Source organism: Billgrantia sp. Q4P2 (assembly GCF_052806135.1).
Window position 1 is genome coordinate 243,198 of the sequence record NZ_JBRBAI010000003.1, and the last position, 25,789, is coordinate 268,986.

The window sequence follows — 25,789 nt, forward strand, 5'->3', positions numbered from 1 at the left end:
ATGGCTACGCTCAAGTCTGGCTACAGGCGTCAACTGTGGCCCACGCCAACAAGGAAGAAAGCGAGACACGCCATGAACAAGACACTCCCCACCCTAGCTTGCCTAGGCATGCTGGCCGCCGGCTCGACGATGGCTCAGGAAACGACCGGGAACGCTCCCGAGTGGAACGATGCCCTGGTGGAAGCCGCCAGGCAGGTAACGCTCGGGCCACGCCCGCTGTTTCTGGTCAACGACATGAGCGAGGAAACCGAACGCGAGCGCGAGCTCAAGGCCGAACTGCGCGAATGCGCCGCGCGGCACACCGACTGGCAGCCTTCGGATCTCGTCATTGCCCATCGCGGCGCCCCACTGCAGTTTCCCGAGCACACCCTGGAATCCTACCTGGCTGGGGCTCAGGGCGGTGCTGGCATCGTGGAATGCGACGTGACCTTCACCAGCGACAACGAACTCGTTTGCCGCCATTCCCAGTGCGACCTGCACTACACCACCAACATCGTGGAAACCGAGCTGGCCCAGAAGTGCAGCGTACCGCCCGAGATCGACGCCGAGAGCGGCGAGTTGAGCAACGCTGCCGAGATCCGCTGCTGTACCAGCGACATCACGCTGGCCGAGTACCGCACCCTGCGCGGCACCATGGAAGGCGCCAACCGCGAAGCGCGCAGCCTCGAGGAGTACCTGGCCGGAACGCCAGGCTGGCGCACCGACCTCTACGCCACGCGTGGCACCCTGATGAGCCACGCCGACACCATCGCCCTGTTCAAGGAACTCGGCGTGAAGATGACCCCCGAGCTCAAGGCGCCCGAGGTGGAGATGCCCTTCAACGGCATGAGCCAGCAGGATTACGCGCAGAAGCTGATCGACGAGTACAAGGCAGCGGATGTGGCGCCCGGTGACGTCTTTGCCCAGTCGTTCAACCTCGACGACGTGCTCTACTGGATCGAAAACGAACCCGAGTTCGGCGAGCAGGCGGTCTACCTGGACGGTCGCTACGATGACGACGGCTTCGACCATACCGCCCCGGACACCTGGTCGCCGAGCATGGAGGAGCTGGCCGAACGGGGCGTGCAGATTCTCGCGCCACCGACCTGGATGCTGCTGGCTGCCAATCCCGACTTCGGCGAGGACGACAGCCGCATCGTACCTTCGGAATATGCCGAGCGTGCCAAGGAAGCGGGGCTCGAGCTGATCACCTGGACCCTGGAGCGCTCCGGCCCGCTGGCCGAGGGTGGCCAGTGGTACCACCAGACTACGGAAGAGGTGATCCGCCGCGAAGGCGACAAGCTGATCACACTCGATGCGCTGGTGCAGGACGTTGGCATCATCGGTATCTTCACCGACTGGCCGGCGACCGTGAGCTTCTATGCCAACTGTGTCCAGCAGCGCGATTGAAGACGCGACGAAGACAACCCCAGCGACTCAACCCGAGGGAGTGGCGGCATGCGTGAAGTGCAATGACAGCACCCGCCACTCCCCATTTTCCTTCTGCCACAGCTCGCTGAAATAGAGGCTGGGTCGAATCCCGGCGTCATCGACGATCCGGCCTTGCCCGTGTATCGACACGGCATCGCCGAGCGGCACCAGTCTCAGGATGATGTCCTCGGCGTGGCTGCCACGGGCAAACCACCGATCCGCTGCTACGGCTTCGGCGATGCCACCGAGTTGATCCAGCTTGCCCTCCAAGCCCGTTTCATCGATCAAGACGAAGTCGTCGAGCTCGATATGATCCAACTGACCGACGTTTCCATCGATATAGGCGGCATACCATTGCCGCCGAGTCTCCAGCAGTTTTTCGTGCACCGTGTCCTCCATAAGCCCAGCTCTTGGACGGGTACTGCCCACCGTGACCACAGCAGGCTTAAGAAGATACCCATACTAGACCAGTGCCACGGAAGTGCTATCAGACATCGGCGCTAAAGTGTGTAAGCCATGGCGTACATAGAGGCAGCCGGCTGCCACGCCTGGGCTAAGGCCGGCTCGCCTAGAGAGCCCCACGAATACGATCGGCATGCTCCGCCAGCTCCTCAGGCCGAGCCTGGGGAAGCCCTTCGAGGCGGATGTCCTGCATCGCATCGATCGGCACCAGATGCACGTGCGCATGGGGCACTTCGAGGCCGACGATCATCATTCCCACGCGCTCGCAGGGAAAAGCCTGCTTGAGCGCCTTGGCCAGTTTCTGCGACACCGACATCAGATGAGCGCTCAGCCCGGCCGGCATGTCATCCCAGTGGTCGATTTCCTCCCGTGGAATTACCAACAGGTGGCCGGGCTTCATTGGGTTGAGGGTCATGATGGCCACGCACTGCTCGTCGGACCAGACGAACTCGCCGGGTAGCTCGCCATGGATGATACGGCTGAAGATGCTCGCCATTTCGATTCTCCCTGTCAGGAAAGGTCAGAGGTACGAAGGCAGTCTCGCCTGAGCGACGCCTTCGGTCTACCCTCACTCTGTTCACCCGGGCTTCTCTGGGAAAATTCCGAGGTTTCCCCTGTCCGGTTCGCTCTCACCGGCCTGTGGCTTGGATACCACCCGCCCACTGTCTCCAAAAGGAGACATGCAACACTTTGTTTTTATTGAAAATTCCAAGAGAAGATCAATAGGCGTCGTCATTAAGGGACACTTTGACGTGTTTTTCTGTACCGCTATCCCGCTCCAAACGTACCACCTCTTCCCATTCTTATTTTAACTGCATGTTTTTTAAACAAAATACTAAGAAATGGCACTATTTTCGCTTATGCCAATGCAATGGCAAAGGTATGACGAGCCAGGCAATACGAAATGGCCACCGCTCGTCACCAGAGGTACTTGCAGCGTCACGGATCGGCGCAATGCGGGATGGAATCCGACAAGCAAGCCTCATCTGTTTCCACCGGCCGAAGGCACGCTCTTGCGATGAGTTAGCACTATCCTTTAGTTCCCTGCGTACTTGGGCCGCTCTGCGGCCCTTTTTTTAACCGCAAGAAACGCAGCAGAACGCCAAGGACACGCGAGCGAAAGCTGGCCAGAGTCGCTACCCTGTCACGGGCAAACAGCCCGAACGGCCCAGGAACGAGACGAACGCCATGCATACGAAGCCCAAGTCTCCGCTGAGCAATAGGACCTGTCTTGCCGGCTGCGTGTTGGCCGCCACCCTGCTGCTCGACGCTGCCCTTTCCCTCAACGGCTTGGTACCTGAGCAGAACACCCTCTTTCCCAGCGTTAGCGCCTCCCTGGAAGCCCTGGCGGCGGACTTGCTGCCCCCCGGCATCGCGCTTGCCGGCTTCGCCAGCGGCATCGCCCTCGCGCTTACCCTGATCATCCTGCCGATGCACCATATCTACCGTAGCCGGGAAGCCCGGCTACTGCGGGAGCGCGAGCGCCTGGCCGCCCAGAATGCGGAACTCGCTCACGAGGCCGCCAGCGACGGCCTGCTGGGCATTGCCAACCGCCGGGAATTCGAGCGCGTGCTGAAGCTGGAATGGCGCCGGGCGGCACGCGAGCGTCAGCCACTCAGCCTGCTGATGATCGATATCGACTGCTTCAAGCTTTTCAACGACACCTACGGACACCAGGCCGGCGACACCTGCCTGCGTGGAGTGGCCAACGTGCTCCGTACTGCCGCTGCACGTCCGGGTGACATGGTGGCCCGCTATGGCGGTGAGGAAATGGTGCTGCTGATGCCGCATACCGGTATGGAAGGTGCCGTACGCATGGCCGAGCGCGTCCATGCCATGCTCGCGGAACGAGCCCTCCCGTTTCCCGCTTCGCCCGTGGCAAAGCATGTCACCGTCAGCATTGGTGTCTCCACGATGTTGCCGGTACGCAATGCCAACCGCTCCGTGCTGGTGCAGCAGGCCGACGAAGGCCTCTATGCGGCGAAGGAGAATGGGCGCAATCGCACGGCAACCGTGCCGAACCTGCGGCTCATCGCTCATGAGCAAGAGCCGAGCCCTTGGCCCAACCGTGCCCAGGGCGCCGGCTAGACAGCACGTGCATGCTTCGAGAAGCAGTCAAGCTTGCTTTCGAAGCCCGCTACCCTCCCCCTTCCTGCCTGCTTGGCCCGCGGTATAGGCCAAGCCGGCCTGCTTCAGCAAGCATGCAGCACCACCACGAACTCATCCCCTCCCAGCCGCGCCATCAGGTCGCCGGGGCGCCGATGGTAACGCAGCCTGGCGGCTACGATCCGCAGCACCTCGTCGCCGACATCATGGCCATTCCGCAGGTGCGATCGGACGGAGCAGTTCTCTAGCCGAGCCGGACGGCAAACAGGGGGAACTCCTCCTGTCACGTCGCCTATGACATCAGGGGTACTGCATATAAGAGACACGATTGAACATCCACTCACCGCAGGGCAACAAATGATACTTATCAAGGTATCGCCCGGTTTGTCGATCAACCCTTCTTCACGGCTACAGTACCGCCGACAGCGAAACCCCTTTATCGATCAGCGCCCAACGCCGCCCAACGCGACGGCTTCTTCCACGAACGCGAATCGAAGCGTACGGCTTAGGTTGCCCAATGTGGCCAAGGAAGGTACTATCCCTAACGCTCACCCGGCACCTCATCGATGAAAGCGATAACCGCCACACGATAACCTGAGGTAATACCATGGGAGCTCTACCGAGAAAATTGCTCGCTTGTTGCCTGGCAGGATTGTTTGCGGTATCCGCCGCCAATGCCCTGGCCCACGAGGCTGAAGTCCAGGAAGAAGGCATTGCCTCCTTCTACAGCGACCGTTTCCAGGGCGCCACCACCGCCAGCGGCGACTCCTTCGATCAGCAAGCCTTGACGGCTGCCCATCCTAGCCTCCCCCTCGGCACCAAGGTGCTCGTTACTCGGGCAGACACGGGGCAGGAAGTGGAAGTGATGATCAATGACCGCGGTCCCTTCGTCGAAGGACGCATCATCGACCTCTCCAAGCGGGCGGCACGCGAACTCGGCATGCTGCGGCGCGGTACGGTACCGGTCATGGTCACCGTCCTGTAAGCCACTCGACTTGCATCGCCTCACTGTGAGGCGGTGCAAGACGCCACGCGTTTCACCTTCATCAGGGCTACAGTTTCTCCCGTCTTGACCGATAAAGCTTAAAAGCGTGCAAGCGAGGGGCATCGCAACGCTTTTTCGGTTCGAAGGACGCAGGGGGGACGTAATGATGAACATGCTGAGTATGCCGGGAGCTTCTTCCGACGAAGTAGTGGGACCAAGCGCCAATGAGGCGCTGTGCAAGCGCCTGGTCATGGCCAAGATACAGCTCGACCGCCTGGAGCGTGACGACTCCTGCAAGGACTTGAGCGCCCTCAGCGCGGCACGCATAGAGTTCGCCCTTGCTTCGCGGGCACTGGCCGACGCCTTGATCTCTCAGGAAGCCGCGGAAGAATACAGCCTCGGTTGACGCTCACAAGGGAAGCAGAGGCCGGGGGGTATCCCTTCCGGCCTTGATCCTCCTTGGTCCGTTTCTCATCGGCAAGATTTCAACGGTGCCCAGCGCCTATTGGCCCCCTCAGCCAATCCGTGCCAGCCAGGGCCGTCAGGCTGGAATTTCCGCCTCGACCAGTGTCGCCAGCAGCGTCAGCGACTCCTGCCAGCCCAGGTAGCATGCCTCGGAACGCCCGCTTCATTGCCTGTCGTTCACGAAGCGTCTCAGATCCAGCGCATTGCGCGGTGCATGAGCCTTCTGGTCGTTATTGAAATAGGCATAGACATCGCAGCCCTCGCGCAGCAGCTCAGCGATACGCTTTGCCTCGGCCACGAGATACTGGCGTGAGTAGCTGCCGGCATACCGCTTGCCATGAAAGCGTAGGTAGGTCCAGCCGGCGGTAAACACCCGAGGATGGCGCTCCAGCATGTCATGCAGGCACAGCGCCGCGTCGTGCCGGCACAACACGTCATACACCTCGTCGTTCAACCAGTCGGGGTCGCGCAGCTCGACGGCCAAGCGATACTGCTTCGGCGCCTCGGCGAGAAAGGCATGCAACCGCTCTGGCCGCGATTTCCAGTTAGGCGGCAGCTGCACCAGGATCGGACCCAGGCATCTGTCGAGCCGCCGAGCCACCTCGAGGAAGGTTCCCAGGCTCTGCTCGGGATCCTTGAGGCGCTTCATGTGACTGCCGTAGCGGCTGAATTTCAACGCGTACTCGAAGCCGGCAGGCGCCGCCTCTTTCCACTTGTCGAAGGTGTCCGCCTGGGGCAGGTTATAGAAGGTGTTGTTGATCTCCACCGTGTCGAACTGTCCGGCGTAATGGCCGAACCACTCGTTCTGGGCCAGCTCGCTCGGATAAAAGCGCCCCTTCCAGTGGCGATATTGGTAGCCGGACGTACCGATGCGCAGCCGCCCCTGGCGCTTTCGCTGCGTAGTCTCGCTCATGGCTCCCTCCGCTGTCGCTCCGTCGCTGAGACATGCCTTCAGTGTGGCCCAGCCCCATAAAAGCGACAGTGCAGCTCGCGCACCTGCTCCGCCAGCTCGGGTGCCGGCCCCTCCACGATAATGCCTGGAGCAACTTGCTGGATTGGCAAAGGATGTACAGGAGCCGGCGGAACCCCCAGCTCGCCAAGCCAAGCGGACAGCTGCTCCGAGGAGCTGGCATAGACGATACGCCCAAGCCCAACCCAGGCATGCGCAGCGGCACACATGGGACAATGTTCGCCCGAGGTGTAGACGGTAGCCGCGCGGCGCGCTTCCGGGCTCATGTGAGCAGCCGCCCAGCGTGCCAACGCAAATTCGGGATGGCGGGTACTGTCACCGGAGGCCACACGATTGTGATCCTCGCCCAGCACGCGGCCGCCACCATCGACGAGGACGGAGCCGAAGGGCTCATCGCCTTTCTCGAGCGCTTCAGCGGCCAACTCCACGCAGCGGCGGAGATGACGTAAATCATCAGGACTCAGCATTCCTCACTCTCCTCATCGTGCCTATCACTTGGGGTAGCCGGCCCTCCCTTCTGCCCCCGTCGCCACGTTGCCGGCGGCGTCCCGAAGGTGCGCTTGAACGCCTTGGTGAAGGAGACTTCCGACTCGTATCCGACCTCCTCGGCAATCAGCGCAATGGGGTCACGCGACTCCCGCAGGCGGCGCGCCGCCAATTCCATGCGCAGCCCCGCCAGGTAGCGCATGGGCGGCACGCCCACCAGTTCGGTGAAGCGTTCGGCGAAGGCGGAACGCGAGAGCCCCACTTCCCGCGCCAGCGCTTCGGTCGTCCAGTGGCGGGACGGGCGGTCATGCACCAGTGCCAGGCCGCGGCTGACGAAGGGGTTGCGCAGCCCGCCCAGCCAACCGAGCTGCTCCGGCGGCAGGCCGGCGAAGTAACACTGCACGGCTTCGATGAAGAGCAGCTCCGCCAGCCGCGACAGCAGCGCCGGCGAGCGCACCTCTCCTGTCGCGAACTCGCTGGCGGCCAGGCGGAAGGAACTCTCGATCCAAGGCCCCGCGACACCCTGCGCCACGTCCAGCGTCATCACGCTCGGTAGCATGGCAACGAGAGGATCGGTCGTCGTATCGCTGAGCAGGAAGCCGCACCAGAGCCGTGTCGCCTCGCCCTCGCCGCCGTGAACGATCCGTGTGATGCCGCTCTCGACGGTCTCTTGCATGAGTCCTTCGGCACTCACGGGCGGGCAATCCAGGCTGCTGCCGAGCACGTGCGGATCATTGCGCGGTAGCACCACCAGGTGCCCGGCCGGGACTTCCAGCGGAGCCCCTTCGCCCACGCGCAACAGTAGCCGGCCAGCGCTGACGTAATGGTAGGCAATGATGCCCTTGGGCAGGGGCGTGAACGGGTGACAGTCTTCCGGGGCGACTTGGGCGGCCACGCACCAGGGCGCAGTGAATTCCGCATCGAGGAAGATGCCCCCGGTCAGGCGGATCGTGCGCAGCACATCGAGAGAAGCCTCCATCGAGCATCGCTCCCGTGATGGCGGCGGCTCGGACAAGAAGTCCGGCGTCTCGCTCATTATCGTCCGCCGCGCCTGCCAGTAGTTTAGCAGCATGGCGTCAGGCAAAGACCGGCGCCATTTCCCCCGACGAAACGACGGAATGTGGAGCGACAACGACAATGCTGACCGACCTGCAAGGAAACACCCTGTCCGGCGCCACCGCAGAAGCCCTGGACCTCTATTCCCGCTCGGCAGAGGCCTTCAACCTCTATCGCGGCGACCCCGTGACACCGCTGGACCAGGCCATCGAGTCGGCTCCCGACTTCGCCATGGCGCGAATCCTCCGGGCCTACCTGTTTGCGCTGGCCACCGAGCCCGACGCCGCCGAAGCGGCCAGGGCCGATGTCGCGGCCGTGAAATCGTATCGCCTGAGTGATCGCGAAGCCTCCCACGTCGCCGCCCTCGATCACCTGCTGGCCGGGGAGTGGAGCGCGGGTGCCTGCGCGCTGGACCGGCACAACATGCGCTATCCGCACGACCTGCTGGCCCTGCAGGCCGGGCACCTGACCGACTTCTACCGTGCCAATGCCCGCGACCTGCGAGACCGCATCGCCCGGGTGCTACCCAAGTGGACACCCGATATCCCGGGCTACTCGATCGTCCTTGGCCTTTACGCCTTCGGGCTGGAGGAGACCGGCGCCTACGCCCGGGCCGAGGCGACCGGCCGAGACGCCCTGGACAGGCAGCCGCTCGACTGCTGGGCGCACCATGCCGTGGCCCACGTGATGGAGATGCAGGGCCGCGCCGAGGATGGCATCGGCTGGATGACGGTGCGCAAACCGCACTGGGCGGGCGAGGACAACCTGTTCAAGGTGCACAACTGGTGGCACCTGGCCCTGTGCCATCTCGACCTGGGCCAGACCGAGCGGGCACTGGCGCTGTATGACGGCCCGATCCGCCAGGAGCGCAGCCCCGTGGTACTCGACATGGTCGATGCCTCCGCCCTGCTCTGGCGGCTGCACCTCACCGGCCAGGATGTCGGCAACCGCTGGCAGGAACTGGCACAAGCCTGGGACAGCCATGCCGATGGCAAGCTCTACCCGTTCAACGACTGGCATGCCGTCATGGCCTATCTGGGCGCCGGCCGTGGCGACCGGATCGACCGGCTGCTGTCGGCGCTTCGAGACAACGGCGCAAGCCGGGAGGCGAGCGTCTGGGCCAGGCAGACGGGCCTGCCATTGGTGGAAGGATTCATCGCGTTCTGGCAGGGCGACTATGGCACTGCCGTCGAGCGCCTGCATCCGGCGCGCTTCATCGCCAACGGCTTCGGCGGCAGCCATGCCCAGCGCGACATCATCGACTGGACGCTGACCGAAGCCGCCCTGCGTGGCGGTTACCGCGACGTGGCCGAGGGCTTGGCGCATGAGCGCCTGGCCATCAAGCCGTTCAGCCCCTTGAATCGCGCCTTCCTGAATCGGGCAATCGCTCTTGGCGACCGGCCGCGACAGGTTGCCTGAACGAAGACTGGGTGCCCCGCTGAACCTGCGGGGCACCCGGCCAAACGCCCTGGGTCTCGACGCTTATGCCTTCTTGACGAACTCCGACTTCAGCTTCATCGGCCCGAAGCCATCGATCTTGCAGTCGATGTCGTGGTCGCCCTCCACCAGGCGAATGCTCTTCACCTTGGTACCCACCTTGACCACCGACGAGGTGCCCTTGACCTTGAGGTCCTTGATCACGGTGACGCTGTCGCCGTCCTGCAACTCGTTGCCGTTGGCATCGCGTACCACCTTCCCATCGCCTGGCTCGGCTTCCGCCAGGCCCGACCACTCATGGCCGCATTCGGGGCAGGCATACATGTCGGCAACTTCGTAGGTGTACTCGGAATGGCAGGCGGGACAGTTCGGCAGTGCAGTCATGGGTTTCTCTTGGGCGGATTTCGCGAAGCGCGAAGCATGCCAGAGCGCCCCGAAGGTGTCCAACGAGGCGTCGCCTAGCCCTGCAGGCCCTTGGCATAGAACGCCATGCTCTCGCTGCAGCGAAAGCCCAGGCGCTGGTAGAAGCCGGCAGCGGGAACGTTGCGGCCCGTGGCCAGGTACACCGCGCGAACGTCACGCGAGGCCAGTTCCCTCTCCAGGGCCCGATAGAGCTGCGAGCCAATACCCTGGCCCTGCCGATGCGAGGCGACGCACATCTCTCTCAGGTAGAACAGGTGGCAATCCAGATAGGGCTCGAGGTTACCCAGCACGAAGCCCGTGACGTCGCCCTTGTCGCCCGACGACAGCATCCCCACGAAGCCGGGCGACGCGTGGAAATGCTCGAGCCGCGCCAGAGCCCCATCGGCACCCCAAGGTTCGCTCCAAGGTTCCACAGAGAACACCTGCGCGAACAGTGCCGCGCAGGCTTCCAGGTCACGGTGTTCCAGTCGTCTTGGCGCTATGACCGTCACCTAGCGCTTGTCCTGCGTCTGCGTCTCGAAGTCGCTGGCGTCGTGGCGCTCGTGCAGTTGCTGCTCCAGTGGGCCGAAGGTGCGGTTGACCATACGCCCGCGCTGCACCGCCGGGCGAGCGTCGATCTCCCTGGCCCAGCGCTGCACGTGCTGGTACTCCTGCACCTGCAGGAATTCGCCGGCATCGTAGACGCGGTCGAGCGCCAGTTGACCGTACCAGCACCAGTTGGCGATATCGGCAATGGTGTATTCGTCACCGCCGAGGTAGCGGCTCTCGGCCAGGCGCCGGTCCAGCACGTCGAGCTGGCGCTTGGCCTCCATGGCAAAGCGGTCGATGGCGTACTCGATCTTGGTCGGGGCGTAGGCGTAGAAGTGGCCGAACCCACCGCCCAGGTATGGCCCGCTACCCATCTGCCAGAACAGCCAGTTCAGGGTCTCGGTACGCCCGGCCGGATCGCGGGGCAACAGCTCGCCGAACTTCTCGGCCAGGTAGAGCAGGATCGAGCCCGATTCGAACACCCGGGTAGGCGGCGTGGTGCTGTGGTCCATCAGCGCCGGGATCTTCGAGTTGGGGTTGACCTCGACGAAGCCGCTGCCGAACTGCTCTCCCTCGCCGATACGGATCAGCCAGGCATCGTATTCGGCGCCTTCGTGCCCCCGCGCCAGCAGCTCCTCGAGCATGACGGTGGCCTTCACCCCGTTGGGCGTGGCCAGCGAATAGAGTTGCAGCGGATGCTTGCCGACCGGCAGCGCCTTGTCGTGGGTCGGGCCGGCGATGGGGCGGTTGATGTTGGCGAACTGGCCACCGCTGGCCTTCTCCCATTTCCACACCTTCGGCGGTACGTACTCGTGTTCCTGGCTCATGAAGACTCCTGTCGGGGGTATATGGCATGGCACTCCGCTAGGAGGCGGCAGCCCCCATGCCAGTCCGACAAAAGATAGCCTGTTAAGGTTCGGGGTTCGAGTCGGTCTCGCGCGGGAAAGCATACGAATCGCAGCGGCGGGTATCTGTGGCACGTTGCCGATAACGGTGTAGAAATGGCTTACCTTTACATACGCGTGGACTCACCTATTGGCGCTGGAGACGATCAAGGTGCCTCCAGCTCCCAGGAAAAGCCCGCCGGTAGTGCGATGAAAGGCGCGCATCCTGCCGGGGCTATCGAACCAGCGGCCCAGGCCCGAGCCCAGGGTGGCGTAGAGCGTCATCAGGGTGGTGTCGATGACCAGCCAGGTCAGTGCCAGGATGACGAACTGCAGCAATTGCGGTTCGCCGATGGTGATGAAGTTGGGGAACAGGGCAGCGAAGAACAGCAGATCCTTGGGGTTGCCGATCCCCACCAGGAAACCCTGGCGGAACAGGGCGGGGACGGGTTGCCGCGTTGCCGGCCCCGCCTGGGGCACCTCGTCCATCGGCGAGCGGGGCACCGTCAGCCAAGCCTGCAGCCCCAGGTAGACCAGGTAGGCGCCGCCGATCAGCTTGAGCACGAAGAAGGCCGTTTCCGAGGTGGCCAGAACGGCGCCGAGGCCCAGCGCGGAAAGCGCCATCAGCACGAGAGAAGCCATACCGCCGCCCAGTACGGTCGCGAAGGCCCGATGCCGACCGAAGCGCAGGCCATGGGTCGTGCATAGCAGCGCCACCGGCCCGGGGAAGATGATCAGGGCCGTTATCACACCCACGTAGGTTATCCAGGTCCACCACTCCACGGCCATCTCCTTGTAGATTCAATACGCCGCCTGCTGCATACCGGCCACCGAAGTTCGAGCTTACCTCAAAGGTTATTGCTGCGCCTGAGTCGACAGAGGCTCCCGGGGCGTTCGCAGCAGATAGGCAAGGTGGAGAAAGGGTATCAACAACGGGCTGGCAAACACCCCCAGGGCAATGATGACCACCCACTCCGGCCGCTCCCAGCCAAAGGCGATCAGGCAGAAGAGCATCAGGGAAACGCTCACCAGCCCAGCGCCCATGCAGGCGGCCCGCCACCACCAGATGGACCGCGTCCGCCGGGTCAGGTAAGTGATGGCAGCACACCACAGCCCGACGATACCCAGCGTGCCGACCAACACGAAGATCATGATCGCGAGTTCTTCCAGCCCCCAGGGAAATCCCACCGTCATTAGCAGGGCCAAACCGAAAAACAGGCAGAACACGCTAACCGGCAGTGCCAGCAAGAGCATCTCGGCAACGATCAGGATCCTGTGGCACAACTCCCTGTTCATACTCCTGCCTGCCATACGCTCATTCGCTAAATCCATTCTGCCGTAGCGCCTCGACATCGCCAGCCACGATCAGCGGCAGGTACCGAGTGATCTTCTCCACCGGCCAGTCCCACCAGGCAATGGCCTGCAGGGTTTCGACCGCCTCCGGCGGGAAGCGCTGCTTGATGGGGCGGGCCGGGTTGCCGCCGACCACCGTGTAGGGCGGCACGTCGCTCACCACTACCGAGCGCGACGATACGATGGCGCCGTTGCCGATCTTCACGCCGGGCATGATGAGGGCGTCATAACCGATCCACACGTCGTGCCCAACGACCGTGTCGCCCTTATAGGGCAGCTCGCCCGGCTCCGGCATGACCTTCTCCCACCCGTTGCCGAAGATCTGGAACGGATAGGTGGAGATACCGGAAAGCTTGTGATTCGCCCCGTTCATGATGAACTTCGCCCCCCGGGCAATGGCGCAGAACTTGCCGATGACCAGCTTGTCGCCAATGAACGGGAAATGGTAGAGCACGTTGCGCTCGAAGTTCTCCGAATCCTCCGGATCGTCGTAGTAGGTGTAGTCGCCGACGACGATGTTCGGGCTCTTGATCACGTTCTTGATGAAGCACACCTGGGGAAACCCTTCCATGGGGTGCTTATTGGTCGGGTCTGGTCCGTGCACTGCTGCTCTCCTAATGTCATCTGCTAACGTTTACCGATGCCCTCTTCTATTCTCCTTGGATAGAGAAGAGACGCATAATACCCACTCCGGATGGGCGCCATGGCACAAGACCGCGAAGATCTCGAGCCCGAGCACCGCCCCGAGGCAGTGAAGAAGCGCCTGTCCCAACCGCCGCAAGCGAACTCCATGCCCGATGCAATACTCGGGGGCATCGATGGGTGCGTAACCACATTCGCCGTCGTTTCTGGCGCTTTCGGCGCAGGCTTTTCCCCTACGGTCGCCCTGGTACTCGGTTTCGCCAACCTTCTTGCCGACGGCTTCAGCATGGCCGTCAGCAACTACGAGGCTTCCCAAGCGCAGCAGGAACATATCGACAGTGTCGCTCGTCGCGAATATCACCATATCCAGCTGATCCCCGAAGGAGAGAGAGAAGAAATACGGCAGATTTTCCGTGCAAAAGGCTTCGAGGGGGAATTGCTGGAAAGAGTGGTGGAAACCCTGACCGACGATCACGATATCTGGGTGGACACCATGCTCAAGGAAGAGTATTCCCTGCAGCCTGTCGGATTGAGCCCCCTGCGCGCCGCGCTGACGACCTTCTTCGCTTTTATCATTGTAGGCGCCATGCCGCTACTGCCCTATGCGCTACCGGGCCTGGATGCCACCACCCAATTCCTGGCAAGTCTTCTTATCGCCGGTGCAATGTTCTTCAACATCGGGATGCTCAAGAGCCTGGTCTACCACCGGCCGATGTTACGCTCGGGGCTTCGTACCCTGTTGATAGGAGGCGCCGCCGCCAGCCTCGCCTTCATCAGCGGACACCTGGCGCATGCGCTGTTCGGTTTGAGCTAGCTCGTGAGCAACCCCGGCGCCATATAAACTACGAAGCCATATCACCGCTCCATCTCCCCCAGCAGCTCCAGCTCGGTATCGTGCAGGGAAACGAGCAGGGGTTCGCCGCGGCCGTTGACGCGGAACTGACCATAGCGGGCAGGTTCGTAGCGCTCGGCATGGCCCTCCTGGAAGAAGAAGGCATCGGTGGCGAACCGGACCCGGCCGTTGCGCATCCGGTAGCGCAGGCGCATTTCGTCGGCCTCCAGCGCACTCTCCCCGGAATCTAACCGCTCGAAGTTCGCGATCCGCTGCGCGTCCAGGCGAACGACCACGTGCCCATCGGCGGCATCCATCTCGCCGCTCTGCATGCGCCTTTCGAGCAGCGCGTCCTGGATACGGTTGCCGATATCGAAGTTCAGCGCCATGTAGTCGCCCTGCATCAGCGAGCGCGGGTCCACCGGCGCCAGCTCCAGGTACACCACCTCGCCTGCGGCCAGGTGGCGCTCCTTGGCCCAGATGCTCCAGTTGACCAGCGCCAGAATCAGCACCAGGGTCGCCACCACGATGGTCCTGTTCAGCTTGGCTGCCGCTATCATTGGCCCGCGCCCTCCGCTTCCCTGGCCCACCGGCCGTGCCGCATGGCCCAGCGTATCGCCAGCAACACCACGCCCATGGCGAACAGCGTCAGCGCCTTGGTCAGCAGCGTCGCCTCGAGCCAGTAGTAGTAACTCGTGATAGAAAGCAGCAGTAACAGCCCCCCAAACCCCATGACCAAACGATTGCCGATGGCGAAGCCCAGCGCGACCACCACCGCGCCCTGGCTCAGGCCAGGGGCCTGGAGCGAGAGCAGCATCAGCACGGCCACGGCGCCATAGGCTGCCAAGCGCACGGACGGCACGACTGTACCGGCATGGTGCTGAAAGACGTTTCGGATCAGCAGCAGCAGCGCCAGCAGGCCCAGGGCATCCCCGGCCCAGGGTTCCAGCCAGGCCAAGCCGATGCTGGGGTAATAGCGCCAGAAGAGCAGCGACTGGCCGGAGTATCCCATGGCCTGGATGACCAGCAGCCCCAGCAACAGACCGTAGCCCAGCGCCTGTAGCGCCCGTAGCCGTGCCGGCCAGCGAAACTCGTTGAGCCAGACAACGGTCAGCGCCAGCAGCACCAGGCCGCTGGCAACGGAAGGCAATGCGACACCTACAGTCAACGCCAGATAAAGCGCCACGCTCGCAGCGAAGGCAGAGAAGGCGCGATGCGTGAGGCTCGGCATGACCACGGCAAGAATCACCTGAAACACCAGCAGCGACCACCATAAACCGGCGGTCTCCCCCTCCAGCAGCGAGACCACCGCCCAGGCCACCAGCAACTGCCCCGCCAAGCTGGCAGCCAGTGCCAAATGTTCCAGGAAGTCGCCGGGGGCCGCCTTGAGCAATGCGAAGGCGCCAGCAACCATCACCAGCCCCAGCGTGGCAGCGGCCGCACTGCTGTCGAGCACGAACACTGCACCCATGCCGATGAAGCCCAGCAGGAACAGGGCCGCCAGCCAACCCGAGAACGCCTGCAGCGCCCGCACGAACCAGGGTGTCTCGAGTGTCGGCTCGCCCCTGTCTTCGGTCACGTCGATGCCGGCCTGGGCAAGTTGATCTTTCAGCGGCGTAGTGGCGCGGCCCATCAAGTTGTCTCCGGATAAATGGAGCGATCAATGGCGATATCGCGATCCCAGGGCGCGACATCGCCGCCGAGCCGTTCCGCCAAAAAGTCGATCATCGCCCGCAACAGCAGTGGCTGATGGCGGCGCGACAGGTACACCGCATGAATGCCCAGTGGCTCCGGCTCCCAGGCGGGCATCACGGGCACCAGCCGGCCTTGGCGAAGGTCGTCGGCAACGAAATAGGTCGGCAGCATCGCAATCCCGGCGCTGGCCAGCGTGGCCATGCGCACGACGCCCGTCTCGTTGCTGGAAAGTTTTCCTCTCACCGGCACGCTCACGCTGCGGCCCTCCCGGCGCAGTCGGATCTCACTACGGCTGACATAGGAGTGTGCCACACAATCGTGTTCAGCCAGCATCTCGGGCGTTTGCGGCATGCCGTGCCGCTCGATATAGCCGGGAGACGCGCACAGCACCGAGCGGCAGGTACACAGCCGCCGCGCCACCAGCGACTCATCGAGCTGGTTGGTGATGCGCACCGCCAGGTCCGTTCGCTCCTCCACCAGATTGACGGCCCGCTCCAGCACCAGCATCTCGACCTGCGCCTGTGGATGACCGGCGAGGAATTCCGCCACCGCCTCGGCAAGCCAGGCCTGGGCGAACGATTGGCTGGTGGCGATGCGCAATCGGCCTTTGGGCTCGACACCGCGCGCACCGGCCGCAAGCTGAACTTCATCAGCGAGGTCCAGCATCTGGCGGCAGCGCGAAAGCGCCTCGTGACCGGCGTCGGTCAGCGCAATGCGCCGCGTCGTGCGGTGCAGCAGCCGCGCGCCCAGCCAGCGCTCCAAGCTCTCGAGATAGCGGCTGGCCATGGCCCGCGACATGTCCAACGTCTCGGCGGCCGCGGTCACACTGCCGCGCTCGGTCACCGCAACGAATACCTGCATGGCAGTGAAACGGTCCATCTATTTGCTCGATATAGTTGACAAACTATCCATCATAATAACGTATATCCCACCATTCCGAACCAATACCATGCGCACAACACCGTTCCACCCATCTTTCAGGAATCAAGTGCGATGATGAATTCACTCTCCACGGTCCGCTGGTTCGCTTTCGCCACAGCAGCGCTGGGCTTTGCATCCGCCAATGCCGACGCGCAAACCGACGAGACCACGACGGCACCGCTGTCGCTGCAGGTCTATAACGCCGATGCCGGCAGCTTCCATGTCAATGCCGTACTGGTGTCCGGCGAGCACGACGCCGTGCTGCTGGATACCGGCTTTACTCGCGCCGACGCACTGCGCATCGCGGCCATGGTGCTGGACAGTGGAAAAAATCTGCAAACGATCTACATCAGCCAGGCCGACCCGGATTACTACTTCGGCATCGACGTACTCAAGCAGTTTTTCCCCGACGCGGAGGTAGTCGCTACCGAGCCAACGGTGGAGAAGATCGAGGCCACCCTGCCGACCAAGCTGCAGGTCTGGGGCCCGCGGATGGGTGCCAACGCACCGCAGCAGGTGCCGCTGCCCGAGGTGCTGTCCGGCAACACCCTCATGCTCGAGGATCAGGTACTGGAAATCCGCGGCCTGGACGACAGCCTGCCGCACCGGAGCTATGTGTGGATTCCGTCGATCAAAGCGGTGGCCGGGGGCGTGAACGTATACGCCGGTCTGCATGCATGGACCGCCGATGCCCAGACAGCGGCGGAGCGCACAGCCTGGGTGGAGAAACTGGACGACATCGCCGCGCTGAATCCGGCCATCGTGATACCGGGCCACTCGCTGCCCGGCCTGCCGCAGGATGCTTCGCAGGTGGCTTACACCAAGGACTACTTGCAGCGCTTCGAGACCGAATTGGCCCAAGCGGAGGACAGCGCGGCACTGATCGAGGCGATGCAGGAGGCCTACCCGCAAGCGGGCCTGGACATCGCGCTGGAGATCGGCGCCAAGGTCAACACGGGCGAAATGGAGTGGTAACCCCATGAACGACAAGGCAACCTCTTTCCGCCCCGACAACGCCGGGGCGGTAACCCTGCACTACATCCTCGACCCGCTGTGCGGCTGGTGCTACGCCGTCGCACCGCTGGTCCAGGCAGCCCACCACATCCTGCCGTTAGAGCTACACGCCGGCGGCATGATGGCCGGCGCCAACCGCCGCCCAGTGACGCCACAGCTGCGCCAGATGGTGGAACCGCACGACCGGCGGATTGCCCAGCTCAGCGGCCAAACGTTTGGCGAAGCCTATCGTAACGGCCTGCTCTGCGACCAAAGCGCCCTCTTCGACTCCGAGCCGCCGATCACCGCCATCCTGGCAGCGGAGGAGATCGCCGGCCGTGGGCTGGATCTGCTGGCACGCATGCAGACAGCCCACTACGTCGAGGGGCGGCACATCGCCGACCCACTGGTGCTGCGCGCATTGGCATGTCATATCGGACTCGACGGACCCGCCTTCGACACGGCCTATGCCACGCAGCAGGGCGAACCGACCCAGGCGCATATCCATGCCAGCCGGGAACTGCTGGCCCGCGTGAATGGGGCGGGGTTTCCGACACTGGTACTCGAGCGCGCAGGCCGCTACGAGGTCATGGATATCATGGGGTATCTCGGCCAGCCGTCGGCTTGGCTGGATCGCCTCGCAGAGGTGTCACGCAGCGGCTCATGACGGCATCTCGGCATGTAGCCGCTTGAGCCAGAACACCGCGGCGGCCCCCAGCGCCAGCACCGCCATGGACAAGAACAGGAAGCCGCCCGCCCCGCCCTGCCACAGCAGGTGGCGGGCCAGGAACAACGTGACGATCGTGATGACCGACAGGCAGCCGCCCGCCAGCATGAACAGGTCGGCTCGCCAGTGGCGGTAGACGACGTAGAGCGCCGCCAGCCAGAGCGGATAGACCAGAACGGCAGGCGAGACATCGGCCCGCTCATCGAAGATCAAGACGATTACCAGCAGAGTCAGGGGAATACCGCTGCCCAGCGCCAGCAGGCGCGTGGCCCATCCGGTCGACAGCCAGCGCCAGTGCCGGGCACCCAGCTCCCACAGGGCGAGTGCCACGGTATTGAGTGTGAACAGCCCCCAGAGGGCGGCGGTATCGCTGGCGAACAGGGCACCGAACGCCCCGCCCCAGGTGCGGAAGTAGAGCGCCAGCGCAAGGTTGAGCAGCCCCAGCCACAGTATCCAGAGCGCATCGAAGCGCGCCACTACCGCCCAGGGCAACATCAGCACTGCCCAGAAGAAGAACAACTGCCACGGATCGGCGCCGGTCTGGTAGACCTGGCCGAACAGCGCCAGCAGCACGCCCAGCAGCAGCGAGGCTGCCGTCAGCGCCACCCGGGCCACGATGCTCCCCACGGCGCCGTCATTCGCTGCGCCGCGCCGCTCGGCCCACCAGTACACGCCGATGGCCGCCACCAGCGCCGCCTGAACCAGACCGAAGCGCAGCCAGCGCCCCATCTCGGTCCAGTTGTAGGCGATCAGGAACAGTACCGCGCAGGCCAGCGCCAGCATGCCCAGCCACAGCAGCAAGCGGTCCAGGAACACCCCCCAGGCCCGCCCCGAAGGATGGAGCCCGGAAAGCGCGACCGCCCGCGCCACCTGCTCACGCGGGATCGCACCGCGCTCGATCAAGGCAACCAGCTGATGACGAACCGAAGCCATGGCATTTCCTTGCGCTGTTCTCGCCAACCCTTCTCGACAAACCGGGATGTCGAACACCCTCCCCTGTCATCCAGCCGTCAGGAGAGTAGCACAGTCAAGTAATCGCGGCCGTCCTCGCCGCGCCGGGGAGCAACGCATGCGCATCACCGCCTGGTTAAACGTTGACAGGATGGGAGGGGATGGCGCGTTCCAGAGTGTCAGGCTCCGGTATACTTCCGACTAAAGCAGGGGCTGATGGCACTGGCTCGCAAGTTGACGGCAGTAAAGCAGGATGGAGTGATGGGTGCATGGTGAATCGATGGCTGCTGGGCATCCTAATTCTACTACTCGGAATCTGCGAGCCAGCTGCCGCGAATGATACGGTGAAGGTAACCGCTGACCATCGCTCCCTGCAGCTGCAGGATGGCGCTCTCATCCATCGCCATGCCGGCGAACCGCTAAGCCTGGAGGAAGCACAGGCGCGATTCGCCGAGGGGCGCTTCGAGCGCGTAGCCGAGGATGCCACCAGCGCCTTGAATTTCGGCCTGACCCGAGACGAACTCTGGCTGCAGATCACCCTGGAAACCGCCGAGACGCTGCCCCGGCGCTGGTTACTGGAAGTTGGCCACGCCTCCCTGGACCATATCGACCTCTATCTGGCCCAGGAAGGCGGCGCTTTCAGCCGATACCATGACGGCGACCGGCAACCCTTCACCCAGCGCGCCCTGCCCCATCGCAACCCCCTGTTCGTCCTGGACCTGGCCCCGGCCACCCGCTATATCCTGCTGATGCGAGTCCGCTCCGAGGGCACCCTGACCGTACCCATGACGCTCTGGCAACCGGATGCCCTGTGGCAGAGCGACCAGCATCACTACATGGTCCTGGGCCTCTATTACGGGCTGTTGCTCAGCCTGTTCATCTACAACCTCTTCCTGTTCCTCTCCCTGCGTGATCCCCTCTACCTGACCTACGTGGGCTTCGTCGGCTTCCTGGGTATCGGACAGGCCGGCCTGTCCGGCTTGGCCAGTCAGTTCCTGTGGCCAAGCAATGCCTGGCTGGCGAACCTATCACCGATCGGTGGGGTCACCCTGGCCGGCCTGTTCGGTGGGCTTTTCGTGCAGCGCTTCCTGGCCAGCACAGCTCGCAAGCTGCGCTTGTCGTGGCTGATGCCGAGTCTCAGCCTGGCCTATGGCCTGACCTTTCTCTGTTCACTGCTGGTGTCCTATCACCTGGCCACCCTGGCCGTAAACCTCATCTCGCTGGTGTTCGTGGCGGCCGCCCTGGGCATGGGCAGCGTCAGCCTCTACCGACGCGAGCCGGGGGCCCGCTTCTTCGTACTGGCCTGGTTCTGCCTGCTGCTGGGAGTACTGGTCTACATCCTGCATAACCTCGGCATCCTGCCCAGCAATCTGTGGGTCACCAATGCCATGATGATCGGCTCGTCCCTGGAAATGCTGCTGCTCTCCCTGGCGCTGGCCGACCGCATCCACGACCTGCAGCATCAGAAGGACATCGCCCAGGCGGAAGCCCTGACAACCCGACAACGCATGTTGGAAATGGGACGGCAGAACGAACAAGTGCTCGAGGCAAGGATCGCCGAGCGCACCCAGCGCCTAGAGGAAGCCAACCGCCTGCTCCAGCAAAGCCACGAACTGCTCGAGCGCCAGGCCAACCACGATGTGCTCACCGGCCTGGCCAACCGCAAGCTATTGAACGAGCGGCTCCTGGAAGCCCGTGCCCGGGTGGATCGCCACGGCGGCCATCTGGCCATGGCGGTGGTAGACCTCAACGGCTTCAAACCCATCAACGACACCTTGGGCCATGCCTCCGGCGACCGGGTACTCGTAGAGCTGGCGCAGCGATTGCAGGCCACTGCGCGGCGAACCGACACCGTGGCCCGGGTGGGCGGCGACGAATTCGTGCTGCTGCTGGAGAGCCTGGCGCCGGAGGATCGGGAGAAGATCCAGCGCAAGCTGATGGCTTGCTGCCGCTCCCCCATCGAGATGGAAGACGGCCTCGAGGTCACCGTGAGCCTGAGCATCGGCATCGCCCTCTATCCGGATGACACCCAGGACCTGGACACCCTGTTCACCCTGGCCGATGACGCCATGTACCGAGACAAAGCCGCCTCCCGCGCGGCCGAGACGGGAAGGGCCTAGCTGACGAGGCGGCCAGGTCAGCCGGGGTCTCGAACTCACACCCACGCTTTCAATTTCCAACACTGCAACTTCTGTCGGCGGTCTATGCTTCAAGGACCGTCTCCTCCTGGCCTCACCAAGACCCTTGACCATTTCATGGCCACCGTCGTAATTCGGGCAGGAGAATCCAGGAACGGGACGGCGGCAATCGTGGCCTCGACCATCCAGGCCACGGGCAAAAGGAGCGGAGCGGCCACCACGAGTAGGGGCTGCTCGCATATGGACAAGATGTCCAAGGAGTAATGCCATGTTGTCGCGCGACGTACTCAAGCGAATCGGCGTATTGGGGGTGACGATGGGCCTGGCTGCCAGTCCCTTCGCCTGGTCGGCCGGTAGTGACAAGTATACGGATGCCTCCGGCGAGAAAAGCGGTACCTCCACCATGACGGAAGGCGCTTCCGGCACAGCGGGCTCTTCCGGGTCGGCTGGAGCGGATGCCAAGCAAGGCACCAAATGGGAAGAGGAAAACGGCAACGGAATGGAGCTGGAAGGCAACGGCGATGGCTCGGACGACGTGAGCAGCGACCCGGGCGCACCTGGTGTAGAGGGAGGTGAAGGCACGCAGGGAGGCGAAGAGCCCGACCCGAGCGATACCGATAGTTCCCTAGGCGAAGAAGAGGATGAGACCTAAATAGGAAGGAGGAATCAACGCAGTTCCCATGGGCCCGGCACTGAACTGGCCCCCAATAGTTGGACACCCGATCCAACCTTCGGGGTGCAGTTCACAATGTCGGGCCCTGTCGTATCTGTCATTAATGGCTGCCGACGAGACCCTCACGAGGTGCCGAAGCGTCGGGATGTCGAGAGGAGGCATCAGCCTTCCCCGTCGCCACCCGGCGTTGCCTCATGAGGGGGTGGGCGGGAACCTGGCTGCTCGCCCTTGGCGATATCGTGATGGCTGAGCACCACTACCTCCCGCGGCCACCACTCGGGATGGTTATCGCGGATGAAGGCCAGCAGCTTCTCGCGGATATTCATTTCCGCCACCCAGCCGGCGAAGGGGTCGGAGGCCATGAGGTAGCAGGCGACCGTCTGGGCTCTCTCGGTCTGCCCCGTCACATAGCACGAGAGCTTGTGGTGCTCGACGACGTTATCCTCCTCCTTGGCATACTCCAGGAACTTCTCCCTGATGACCTGGATGTCAGCGCTCAGATGGACGATCAGCTCCAGCGTCCGGTACATCTTGGCGCTCTTCACCGACAGGTTCTCGAAGGGCTTGGAGACGAAATACGTCACCGGCACGATCAGGCGCCGCTCATCCCAGCTTCTCAGCCGAATGAAGGTGTAGAAGATGCCTTCCACATAGCACCACTGCCCTTCGAACATCACCAGGTCGCCGATGCGTATGGGCTTGGCCAACGATACCTGGAACGAGGAGAGGATATTGCCCAGCACCGCCTGGCCCGCGATACCCACCAGCACCGCCAGCACGCTGGCCGACGCCAGCAGGGACAACCCCAGCGTCTCGAACAGCTGGATCTGGCTCAGCACATAGACGGAAACGGCAACGACCGTGATCAGGATGATGACCCGGCGCAAGGCGTAGAGCGTGGTCAGCAGCTTGCGCTCGTCCTTGGGCTTGGTGTCGTCGATCTCACCGACGATGCGCCGCGTTACCTTGAGCAAAATGGTATCCACCAGGCGCAGCGCAATCGTGCCCACCCCCCAGGCGATCAGGATCATCAGCAGTACACGGATGAACGTGGTCGCCACGGCGGTGAAGGAGACCAAGTAGTCGAGAACTGCCTGGGCCGTGAACGCCATGACCAGCAGCGCCATGGGCCCGCCGATCCTGCCGGCGAAGATGCTCGGCCAGCCGGAGGGGAACCAGTGCGCCAGCAGCCCGACCAGGCCATGGACGCCCCAGCCCACCAGGCCGATGGCCAGCAGGAACAGCGGAATGGCGATCCACTCCCAGAGTTCGAGCCAGCCTAGCGAGGTTTTGAAGCGATCCGGGATGTACTCCTCCAGCAGCGAGGGGCCGTAAGCTTCGTAGAGCGTAGGGATGGTCGCCACGCTGTCCGGGGTCACCAGCCAGACCGGCTCCTCGTCGTCCATCCGATATCGGCCCAGGCGAATGTCGTAGGCTTCGCCATCGAGCGTGAGCGACGCCAGCTCGATGTCCCGGCGTGGCTGGCCGGTCATGGGATGCTGGCCCGAGGGATCCTCGATGGCAGCATCCTGGCGCCCGGAAAGGTTGGAAACGTTGAGCCACTCACCACGCCTGAGCACCTCGGCCAACTGCATGGCCAACTGGGCTCCCCGCTGCTGCTGCTCTGCCTCGTCAAGCTCGGAAAGGTTGAGTACGTGAGCGGCAGCAGCGAAGTCCTGCTCCTTGGCAAGCGCTAGAAAGCTACGGATTGCATCGCGCGGCGTCAGCCGCTTGACCTCTTCGGGCACCTCGCCCAGCCCAGCGTTGAGCGAATCGACAGAGAACCACTGCTCCCTCTCCTCGCTCTCCTCCTCCTCCTGCGCCACACCCAAGCTGGAAAACGTGAGTGCCACTGCCAACGCTACCCAAAGGAGGCATGAGCCGATTGGTTTCATACATCTCTTCCCGATTTGAGCGTACCTGCTGCCATTTCCCTCTGGCAGCTCCGTTCAGGGCCCAACGGACCTGAGCCTGACACCAGGCTACCCGGATCATGGGCTGGTCGAAGTACAGCTTACCGGCTACCGCTTCGTCCAGTCCGGAACCGGTGCGGGGTTTCCCGGGCGAAGCGATAGATGACGACTCCAATCTTGGGTGGTGCGGCGTGTAGAACGCTGGAATCAGTAACCCACGGTGAAGCGCTGGCGTATGTGGGCAGGGCGCTCGAGCTCGTCGATCAGGGCGATGGCGTAGTCTTCGAACGAGATGCTGGAACCGTTCTCATTGCTCAGCAGCGCATCCTTGCCGAGGCGGAAGTTGCCGGTACGCTCACCAGGCACGAACAGCGCCGGGGGTGACAGGAAGGTCCAGTCGAGGTCCTCGACGGTTCTCAGGCGCTCGAGAAAAACCACGCCTGCGCTCGCTTCGCCCTTGTACTCGGCCGGAAAGTCCGGCTGGTCGATGAAGCGCTGGCCGGGCGCGACTTCCAGGCTGCCGGCGCCGCCCACCACCAGGTAGCGCTTCACACCCGAGTCGCGCACCGCACCGATCAGCGCCTCGGCATCGCTGGCAGCGAAATGCACCGAGCTGATCACCGCATCGTGGCCGCGCAGCAAATCGGCCAACCCCGCCCGGTCGTGGACATCCCCATGGCGGACCATGACCCCAGGCAGCTTGGCAATTCTTTCAGGATGGCGAGCGATGGCAGTCACCATATGACTGCGCTCGGAGAGTTCCGCGAGGATACGAGAGCCGGCGTTGCCGGAAGCACCGATGAGAGCGACGTTTGCCATGACTAAGTTTTCCTTGGCTTGAATTTGAGACCAGGTCTAACAAATAGACCTAGGCGGCAAACTATGGTACTTCTCATCCCTCCGCAAGAAGTCACCGCCGTGCGACCCGGTCACACCGCGATGACCCATGAGCGCCCAGGAGCCCGCCATGCCTCAACAACAACCCGAGATCGTCGAACTCGACTCACCCTGCCCCATTCGCGACGTACTCGACCGCATCGGCGATCAATGGAGCGTCCTCGTACTGCTGACCCTTCAGCCCGGCACCAGGCGCTTCAACGAACTGATGCGCGAGATCGGCGACATCTCCAAGCAGATGCTCTCGCGTACGCTCAAGCACCTGGAGCAGGATGGCTTCATTACCCGCACGGTCTATCCGGAAGTGCCGCCGCGTGTGGAGTACGACCTCACCGAACTCGGCCACTCCTTCCTCGAACCGATGCAAGCCCTGGTGACCTGGGCCGACACCCACCATCGCACCATTGCCGAAGCGCGGAGGCGAAAAAATAAAAAATAAAGCCTTTGACCCGCGATACCAAAGCATGACACCGTGGTCTCAGTTGGTAAGCAAGCGGCATAGTTTCAGTAGCGTTCGATTCTTTCGGCAGCCCTGCATCTTTTCCTTTGTTTTACCCGCTACAACATCTGGGTAACACCAGGAACATTGCAAGGCGCGACAGCGCGAAGGAACATATTATGACGACTGGAACAGTCAAGTGGTTCAACGACTCCAAAGGCTTCGGCTTCATTACTCCGGCCGATGGCAGTGACGATGTCTTTGCCCACTTTTCCGAGATCCAATCGGAAGGCTTCAAATCCCTGCAGGAAGGTCAAGCCGTCTCTTTCGACGTGACCCAGGGTAAGAAAGGCCTCCAGGCTTCGAACATCAAACTCGCCTGACCTAACGGTCACGAGTTTTC

At 63.1% G+C, this 25,789-nt stretch carries 30 protein-coding genes; 12 read left to right on the forward strand and 18 right to left on the reverse strand.

Annotation, left to right across the window (positions count from 1 at the left end):
* Positions 1 to 72 precede the first annotated feature (72 nt).
* Positions 73 to 1,389 carry a glycerophosphodiester phosphodiesterase family protein gene (locus ACUY1T_RS06585; RefSeq protein WP_446021179.1) on the forward strand — a complete coding sequence of 439 codons (1,317 nt, stop codon included), beginning with the start codon at positions 73 to 75 and terminating at the stop codon, positions 1,387 to 1,389.
* Positions 1,390 to 1,416: 27 nt separating this feature from the next.
* Here the strand turns inward: ACUY1T_RS06585 and ACUY1T_RS06590 are convergent, their stop codons facing one another.
* A complete protein-coding gene (locus ACUY1T_RS06590; RefSeq protein ID WP_446021181.1) occupies positions 1,417 to 1,797 on the reverse strand; it encodes a nuclear transport factor 2 family protein in 381 nt (126 codons plus the stop codon).
* Between the two features lie 181 nt (positions 1,798 to 1,978).
* Positions 1,979 to 2,368, reverse strand: a complete 390-nt coding sequence (locus tag ACUY1T_RS06595) for an HIT family protein (RefSeq protein WP_446021183.1) — start codon at positions 2,366 to 2,368, stop codon at positions 1,979 to 1,981.
* A gap of 692 nt (positions 2,369 to 3,060) precedes the next feature.
* Between ACUY1T_RS06595 and ACUY1T_RS06600 the strand changes: the two genes are divergently transcribed.
* Positions 3,061 to 3,960 (forward strand): diguanylate cyclase, encoded by a 900-nt coding sequence (locus ACUY1T_RS06600; protein ID WP_446021185.1) that lies wholly within the window; start codon positions 3,061 to 3,063, stop codon positions 3,958 to 3,960.
* 104 nt (positions 3,961 to 4,064) lie between these two features.
* Here the strand turns inward: ACUY1T_RS06600 and ACUY1T_RS06605 are convergent, their stop codons facing one another.
* Positions 4,065 to 4,322 (reverse strand): diguanylate cyclase, encoded by a 258-nt coding sequence (locus ACUY1T_RS06605; protein WP_446021603.1) that lies wholly within the window; start codon positions 4,320 to 4,322, stop codon positions 4,065 to 4,067.
* A 263-nt stretch (positions 4,323 to 4,585) separates the two neighbouring features.
* Here ACUY1T_RS06605 and ACUY1T_RS06610 point away from each other — a divergent pair, with 263 nt between their 5' ends.
* Together ACUY1T_RS06610 and ACUY1T_RS06615 are read left to right on the forward strand one after the other, a co-directional pair.
* Complete coding sequence (locus ACUY1T_RS06610) at positions 4,586 to 4,963, forward strand: septal ring lytic transglycosylase RlpA family protein (protein ID WP_446021187.1); 378 nt, start codon at positions 4,586 to 4,588, stop codon at positions 4,961 to 4,963.
* A gap of 166 nt (positions 4,964 to 5,129) precedes the next feature.
* On the forward strand, positions 5,130 to 5,369 hold the full coding sequence (locus tag ACUY1T_RS06615; RefSeq protein ID WP_446021188.1) for a hypothetical protein: 240 nt from the start codon (positions 5,130 to 5,132) through the stop codon (positions 5,367 to 5,369).
* A gap of 222 nt (positions 5,370 to 5,591) precedes the next feature.
* Here ACUY1T_RS06615 and ACUY1T_RS06620 read toward each other — a convergent pair whose 3' ends face one another.
* Genes ACUY1T_RS06620 through ACUY1T_RS06630 form a run of 3 tightly spaced genes read right to left on the reverse strand, consistent with a single transcriptional unit; the run spans position 5,592 to position 7,863 of the window.
* Positions 5,592 to 6,341 (reverse strand): DUF72 domain-containing protein, encoded by a 750-nt coding sequence (locus tag ACUY1T_RS06620; protein WP_446021190.1) that lies wholly within the window; start codon positions 6,339 to 6,341, stop codon positions 5,592 to 5,594.
* A gap of 38 nt (positions 6,342 to 6,379) precedes the next feature.
* The gene (locus ACUY1T_RS06625; RefSeq protein WP_446021192.1) at positions 6,380 to 6,865 is read right to left on the reverse strand and encodes a nucleoside deaminase; all 486 of its coding nucleotides are present in this window, start codon (positions 6,863 to 6,865) and stop codon (positions 6,380 to 6,382) included.
* The gene (locus tag ACUY1T_RS06630) at positions 6,859 to 7,863 is read right to left on the reverse strand and encodes an AraC family transcriptional regulator (RefSeq protein ID WP_446021194.1); all 1,005 of its coding nucleotides are present in this window, start codon (positions 7,861 to 7,863) and stop codon (positions 6,859 to 6,861) included. The genes ACUY1T_RS06625 and ACUY1T_RS06630 overlap by 7 nt, the downstream gene beginning before the upstream one ends.
* A gap of 158 nt (positions 7,864 to 8,021) precedes the next feature.
* On the opposite strand from ACUY1T_RS06630, the gene ACUY1T_RS06635 reads away from it, so the two are divergent.
* Positions 8,022 to 9,359: a tetratricopeptide repeat protein gene (locus ACUY1T_RS06635; RefSeq protein WP_446021196.1), complete on the forward strand. Its 1,338-nt coding sequence runs from the start codon at positions 8,022 to 8,024 to the stop codon at positions 9,357 to 9,359.
* Positions 9,360 to 9,422: 63 nt separating this feature from the next.
* On the opposite strand, the gene ACUY1T_RS06640 is transcribed toward ACUY1T_RS06635, so the two are convergent.
* From ACUY1T_RS06640 to ACUY1T_RS06665, 6 genes are all read right to left on the reverse strand, one after another.
* On the reverse strand, positions 9,423 to 9,761 hold the full coding sequence (locus tag ACUY1T_RS06640) for a zinc ribbon domain-containing protein YjdM (protein WP_446021198.1): 339 nt from the start codon (positions 9,759 to 9,761) through the stop codon (positions 9,423 to 9,425).
* Positions 9,762 to 9,835: 74 nt separating this feature from the next.
* A complete protein-coding gene (locus tag ACUY1T_RS06645) occupies positions 9,836 to 10,291 on the reverse strand; it encodes a GNAT family N-acetyltransferase (RefSeq protein ID WP_446021200.1) in 456 nt (151 codons plus the stop codon).
* Complete coding sequence (gene yghU, locus ACUY1T_RS06650; protein ID WP_446021202.1) at positions 10,292 to 11,155, reverse strand: glutathione-dependent disulfide-bond oxidoreductase; 864 nt, start codon at positions 11,153 to 11,155, stop codon at positions 10,292 to 10,294.
* A gap of 201 nt (positions 11,156 to 11,356) precedes the next feature.
* Positions 11,357 to 11,995 carry a LysE family translocator gene (locus ACUY1T_RS06655; RefSeq protein WP_446021204.1) on the reverse strand — a complete coding sequence of 213 codons (639 nt, stop codon included), beginning with the start codon at positions 11,993 to 11,995 and terminating at the stop codon, positions 11,357 to 11,359.
* A 72-nt stretch (positions 11,996 to 12,067) separates the two neighbouring features.
* The gene (locus tag ACUY1T_RS06660) at positions 12,068 to 12,508 is read right to left on the reverse strand and encodes a hypothetical protein (RefSeq protein ID WP_446021206.1); all 441 of its coding nucleotides are present in this window, start codon (positions 12,506 to 12,508) and stop codon (positions 12,068 to 12,070) included.
* 19 nt (positions 12,509 to 12,527) lie between these two features.
* Entirely contained in the window at positions 12,528 to 13,169 is a 642-nt protein-coding gene (locus ACUY1T_RS06665) for a Vat family streptogramin A O-acetyltransferase (protein ID WP_446021207.1), read from the reverse strand.
* Between the two features lie 147 nt (positions 13,170 to 13,316).
* On the opposite strand from ACUY1T_RS06665, the gene ACUY1T_RS06670 reads away from it, so the two are divergent.
* Positions 13,317 to 14,021, forward strand: coding sequence for a VIT1/CCC1 transporter family protein (locus ACUY1T_RS06670; protein ID WP_446021209.1), 705 nt, complete (start codon positions 13,317 to 13,319; stop codon positions 14,019 to 14,021).
* A 41-nt stretch (positions 14,022 to 14,062) separates the two neighbouring features.
* On the opposite strand, the gene ACUY1T_RS06675 is transcribed toward ACUY1T_RS06670, so the two are convergent.
* Genes ACUY1T_RS06675 through ACUY1T_RS06685 form a run of 3 tightly spaced genes read right to left on the reverse strand, consistent with a single transcriptional unit; the run spans position 14,063 to position 16,613 of the window.
* Entirely contained in the window at positions 14,063 to 14,599 is a 537-nt protein-coding gene (locus tag ACUY1T_RS06675; protein WP_446021210.1) for a GDYXXLXY domain-containing protein, read from the reverse strand.
* Positions 14,596 to 15,672 (reverse strand): DUF4401 domain-containing protein, encoded by a 1,077-nt coding sequence (locus ACUY1T_RS06680; RefSeq protein ID WP_446021211.1) that lies wholly within the window; start codon positions 15,670 to 15,672, stop codon positions 14,596 to 14,598. The genes ACUY1T_RS06675 and ACUY1T_RS06680 overlap by 4 nt, the downstream gene beginning before the upstream one ends.
* On the reverse strand, positions 15,672 to 16,613 hold the full coding sequence (locus ACUY1T_RS06685; protein WP_446021213.1) for a LysR family transcriptional regulator: 942 nt from the start codon (positions 16,611 to 16,613) through the stop codon (positions 15,672 to 15,674). Before ACUY1T_RS06685 ends, ACUY1T_RS06680 begins: the two co-directional genes overlap by 1 nt.
* A gap of 114 nt (positions 16,614 to 16,727) precedes the next feature.
* On the opposite strand from ACUY1T_RS06685, the gene ACUY1T_RS06690 reads away from it, so the two are divergent.
* Together ACUY1T_RS06690 and ACUY1T_RS06695 are read left to right on the forward strand one after the other, a co-directional pair.
* Positions 16,728 to 17,630, forward strand: coding sequence for an MBL fold metallo-hydrolase (locus ACUY1T_RS06690; RefSeq protein ID WP_446021215.1), 903 nt, complete (start codon positions 16,728 to 16,730; stop codon positions 17,628 to 17,630).
* 4 nt (positions 17,631 to 17,634) lie between these two features.
* On the forward strand, positions 17,635 to 18,315 hold the full coding sequence (locus ACUY1T_RS06695; protein ID WP_446021217.1) for a DsbA family protein: 681 nt from the start codon (positions 17,635 to 17,637) through the stop codon (positions 18,313 to 18,315).
* On the opposite strand, the gene ACUY1T_RS06700 is transcribed toward ACUY1T_RS06695, so the two are convergent.
* Complete coding sequence (locus ACUY1T_RS06700) at positions 18,310 to 19,308, reverse strand: DUF2157 domain-containing protein (protein WP_446021219.1); 999 nt, start codon at positions 19,306 to 19,308, stop codon at positions 18,310 to 18,312. The two genes, ACUY1T_RS06695 and ACUY1T_RS06700, sit on opposite strands and share 6 nt — an antisense overlap.
* A 362-nt stretch (positions 19,309 to 19,670) precedes the next feature.
* Between ACUY1T_RS06700 and ACUY1T_RS06705 the strand changes: the two genes are divergently transcribed.
* Positions 19,671 to 21,446, forward strand: a complete 1,776-nt coding sequence (locus ACUY1T_RS06705) for a 7TM diverse intracellular signaling domain-containing protein (protein ID WP_446021221.1) — start codon at positions 19,671 to 19,673, stop codon at positions 21,444 to 21,446.
* A 286-nt stretch (positions 21,447 to 21,732) separates the two neighbouring features.
* Entirely contained in the window at positions 21,733 to 22,116 is a 384-nt protein-coding gene (locus ACUY1T_RS06710) for a hypothetical protein (RefSeq protein WP_446021223.1), read from the forward strand.
* A gap of 182 nt (positions 22,117 to 22,298) precedes the next feature.
* On the opposite strand, the gene ACUY1T_RS06715 is transcribed toward ACUY1T_RS06710, so the two are convergent.
* Together ACUY1T_RS06715 and ACUY1T_RS06720 are read right to left on the reverse strand one after the other, a co-directional pair.
* Positions 22,299 to 24,032 (reverse strand): mechanosensitive ion channel family protein, encoded by a 1,734-nt coding sequence (locus tag ACUY1T_RS06715; RefSeq protein WP_446021225.1) that lies wholly within the window; start codon positions 24,030 to 24,032, stop codon positions 22,299 to 22,301.
* 225 nt (positions 24,033 to 24,257) lie between these two features.
* Positions 24,258 to 24,869, reverse strand: coding sequence for an NAD(P)-dependent oxidoreductase (locus ACUY1T_RS06720; RefSeq protein WP_446021227.1), 612 nt, complete (start codon positions 24,867 to 24,869; stop codon positions 24,258 to 24,260).
* 148 nt (positions 24,870 to 25,017) lie between these two features.
* Between ACUY1T_RS06720 and ACUY1T_RS06725 the strand changes: the two genes are divergently transcribed.
* On the forward strand, positions 25,018 to 25,386 hold the full coding sequence (locus ACUY1T_RS06725) for a winged helix-turn-helix transcriptional regulator (protein WP_446021229.1): 369 nt from the start codon (positions 25,018 to 25,020) through the stop codon (positions 25,384 to 25,386).
* 179 nt (positions 25,387 to 25,565) lie between these two features.
* The gene (locus ACUY1T_RS06730) at positions 25,566 to 25,769 is read left to right on the forward strand and encodes a cold-shock protein (protein WP_446021230.1); all 204 of its coding nucleotides are present in this window, start codon (positions 25,566 to 25,568) and stop codon (positions 25,767 to 25,769) included.
* Positions 25,770 to 25,789 lie beyond the last annotated feature (20 nt).

Coding starts and splice junctions, on each gene's coding strand:
- ACUY1T_RS06690 (WP_446021215.1), top strand. CDS start 16,728: ATGATGAATTCACTCTCCACGGTCCGCTGGTTCGCTTTCGCCACAGCA.
- ACUY1T_RS06695 (WP_446021217.1), top strand. CDS start 17,635: ATGAACGACAAGGCAACCTCTTTCCGCCCCGACAACGCCGGGGCGGTA.
- ACUY1T_RS06680 (WP_446021211.1), bottom strand. CDS start 15,672: ATGGGCCGCGCCACTACGCCGCTGAAAGATCAACTTGCCCAGGCCGGC.
- ACUY1T_RS06640 (WP_446021198.1), bottom strand. CDS start 9,761: ATGACTGCACTGCCGAACTGTCCCGCCTGCCATTCCGAGTACACCTAC.
- ACUY1T_RS06710 (WP_446021223.1), top strand. CDS start 21,733: ATGTTGTCGCGCGACGTACTCAAGCGAATCGGCGTATTGGGGGTGACG.
- ACUY1T_RS06585 (WP_446021179.1), top strand. CDS start 73: ATGAACAAGACACTCCCCACCCTAGCTTGCCTAGGCATGCTGGCCGCC.
- ACUY1T_RS06600 (WP_446021185.1), top strand. CDS start 3,061: ATGCATACGAAGCCCAAGTCTCCGCTGAGCAATAGGACCTGTCTTGCC.
- ACUY1T_RS06685 (WP_446021213.1), bottom strand. CDS start 16,613: ATGGACCGTTTCACTGCCATGCAGGTATTCGTTGCGGTGACCGAGCGC.
- ACUY1T_RS06725 (WP_446021229.1), top strand. CDS start 25,018: ATGCCTCAACAACAACCCGAGATCGTCGAACTCGACTCACCCTGCCCC.
- ACUY1T_RS06715 (WP_446021225.1), bottom strand. CDS start 24,032: ATGAAACCAATCGGCTCATGCCTCCTTTGGGTAGCGTTGGCAGTGGCA.
- ACUY1T_RS06700 (WP_446021219.1), bottom strand. CDS start 19,308: ATGGCTTCGGTTCGTCATCAGCTGGTTGCCTTGATCGAGCGCGGTGCG.
- ACUY1T_RS06620 (WP_446021190.1), bottom strand. CDS start 6,341: ATGAGCGAGACTACGCAGCGAAAGCGCCAGGGGCGGCTGCGCATCGGT.
- ACUY1T_RS06635 (WP_446021196.1), top strand. CDS start 8,022: ATGCTGACCGACCTGCAAGGAAACACCCTGTCCGGCGCCACCGCAGAA.
- ACUY1T_RS06730 (WP_446021230.1), top strand. CDS start 25,566: ATGACGACTGGAACAGTCAAGTGGTTCAACGACTCCAAAGGCTTCGGC.
- ACUY1T_RS06595 (WP_446021183.1), bottom strand. CDS start 2,368: ATGGCGAGCATCTTCAGCCGTATCATCCATGGCGAGCTACCCGGCGAG.
- ACUY1T_RS06615 (WP_446021188.1), top strand. CDS start 5,130: ATGAACATGCTGAGTATGCCGGGAGCTTCTTCCGACGAAGTAGTGGGA.
- yghU (WP_446021202.1), bottom strand. CDS start 11,155: ATGAGCCAGGAACACGAGTACGTACCGCCGAAGGTGTGGAAATGGGAG.
- ACUY1T_RS06720 (WP_446021227.1), bottom strand. CDS start 24,869: ATGGCAAACGTCGCTCTCATCGGTGCTTCCGGCAACGCCGGCTCTCGT.
- ACUY1T_RS06610 (WP_446021187.1), top strand. CDS start 4,586: ATGGGAGCTCTACCGAGAAAATTGCTCGCTTGTTGCCTGGCAGGATTG.
- ACUY1T_RS06675 (WP_446021210.1), bottom strand. CDS start 14,599: ATGATAGCGGCAGCCAAGCTGAACAGGACCATCGTGGTGGCGACCCTG.
- ACUY1T_RS06625 (WP_446021192.1), bottom strand. CDS start 6,865: ATGCTGAGTCCTGATGATTTACGTCATCTCCGCCGCTGCGTGGAGTTG.
- ACUY1T_RS06660 (WP_446021206.1), bottom strand. CDS start 12,508: ATGAACAGGGAGTTGTGCCACAGGATCCTGATCGTTGCCGAGATGCTC.
- ACUY1T_RS06630 (WP_446021194.1), bottom strand. CDS start 7,863: ATGGAGGCTTCTCTCGATGTGCTGCGCACGATCCGCCTGACCGGGGGC.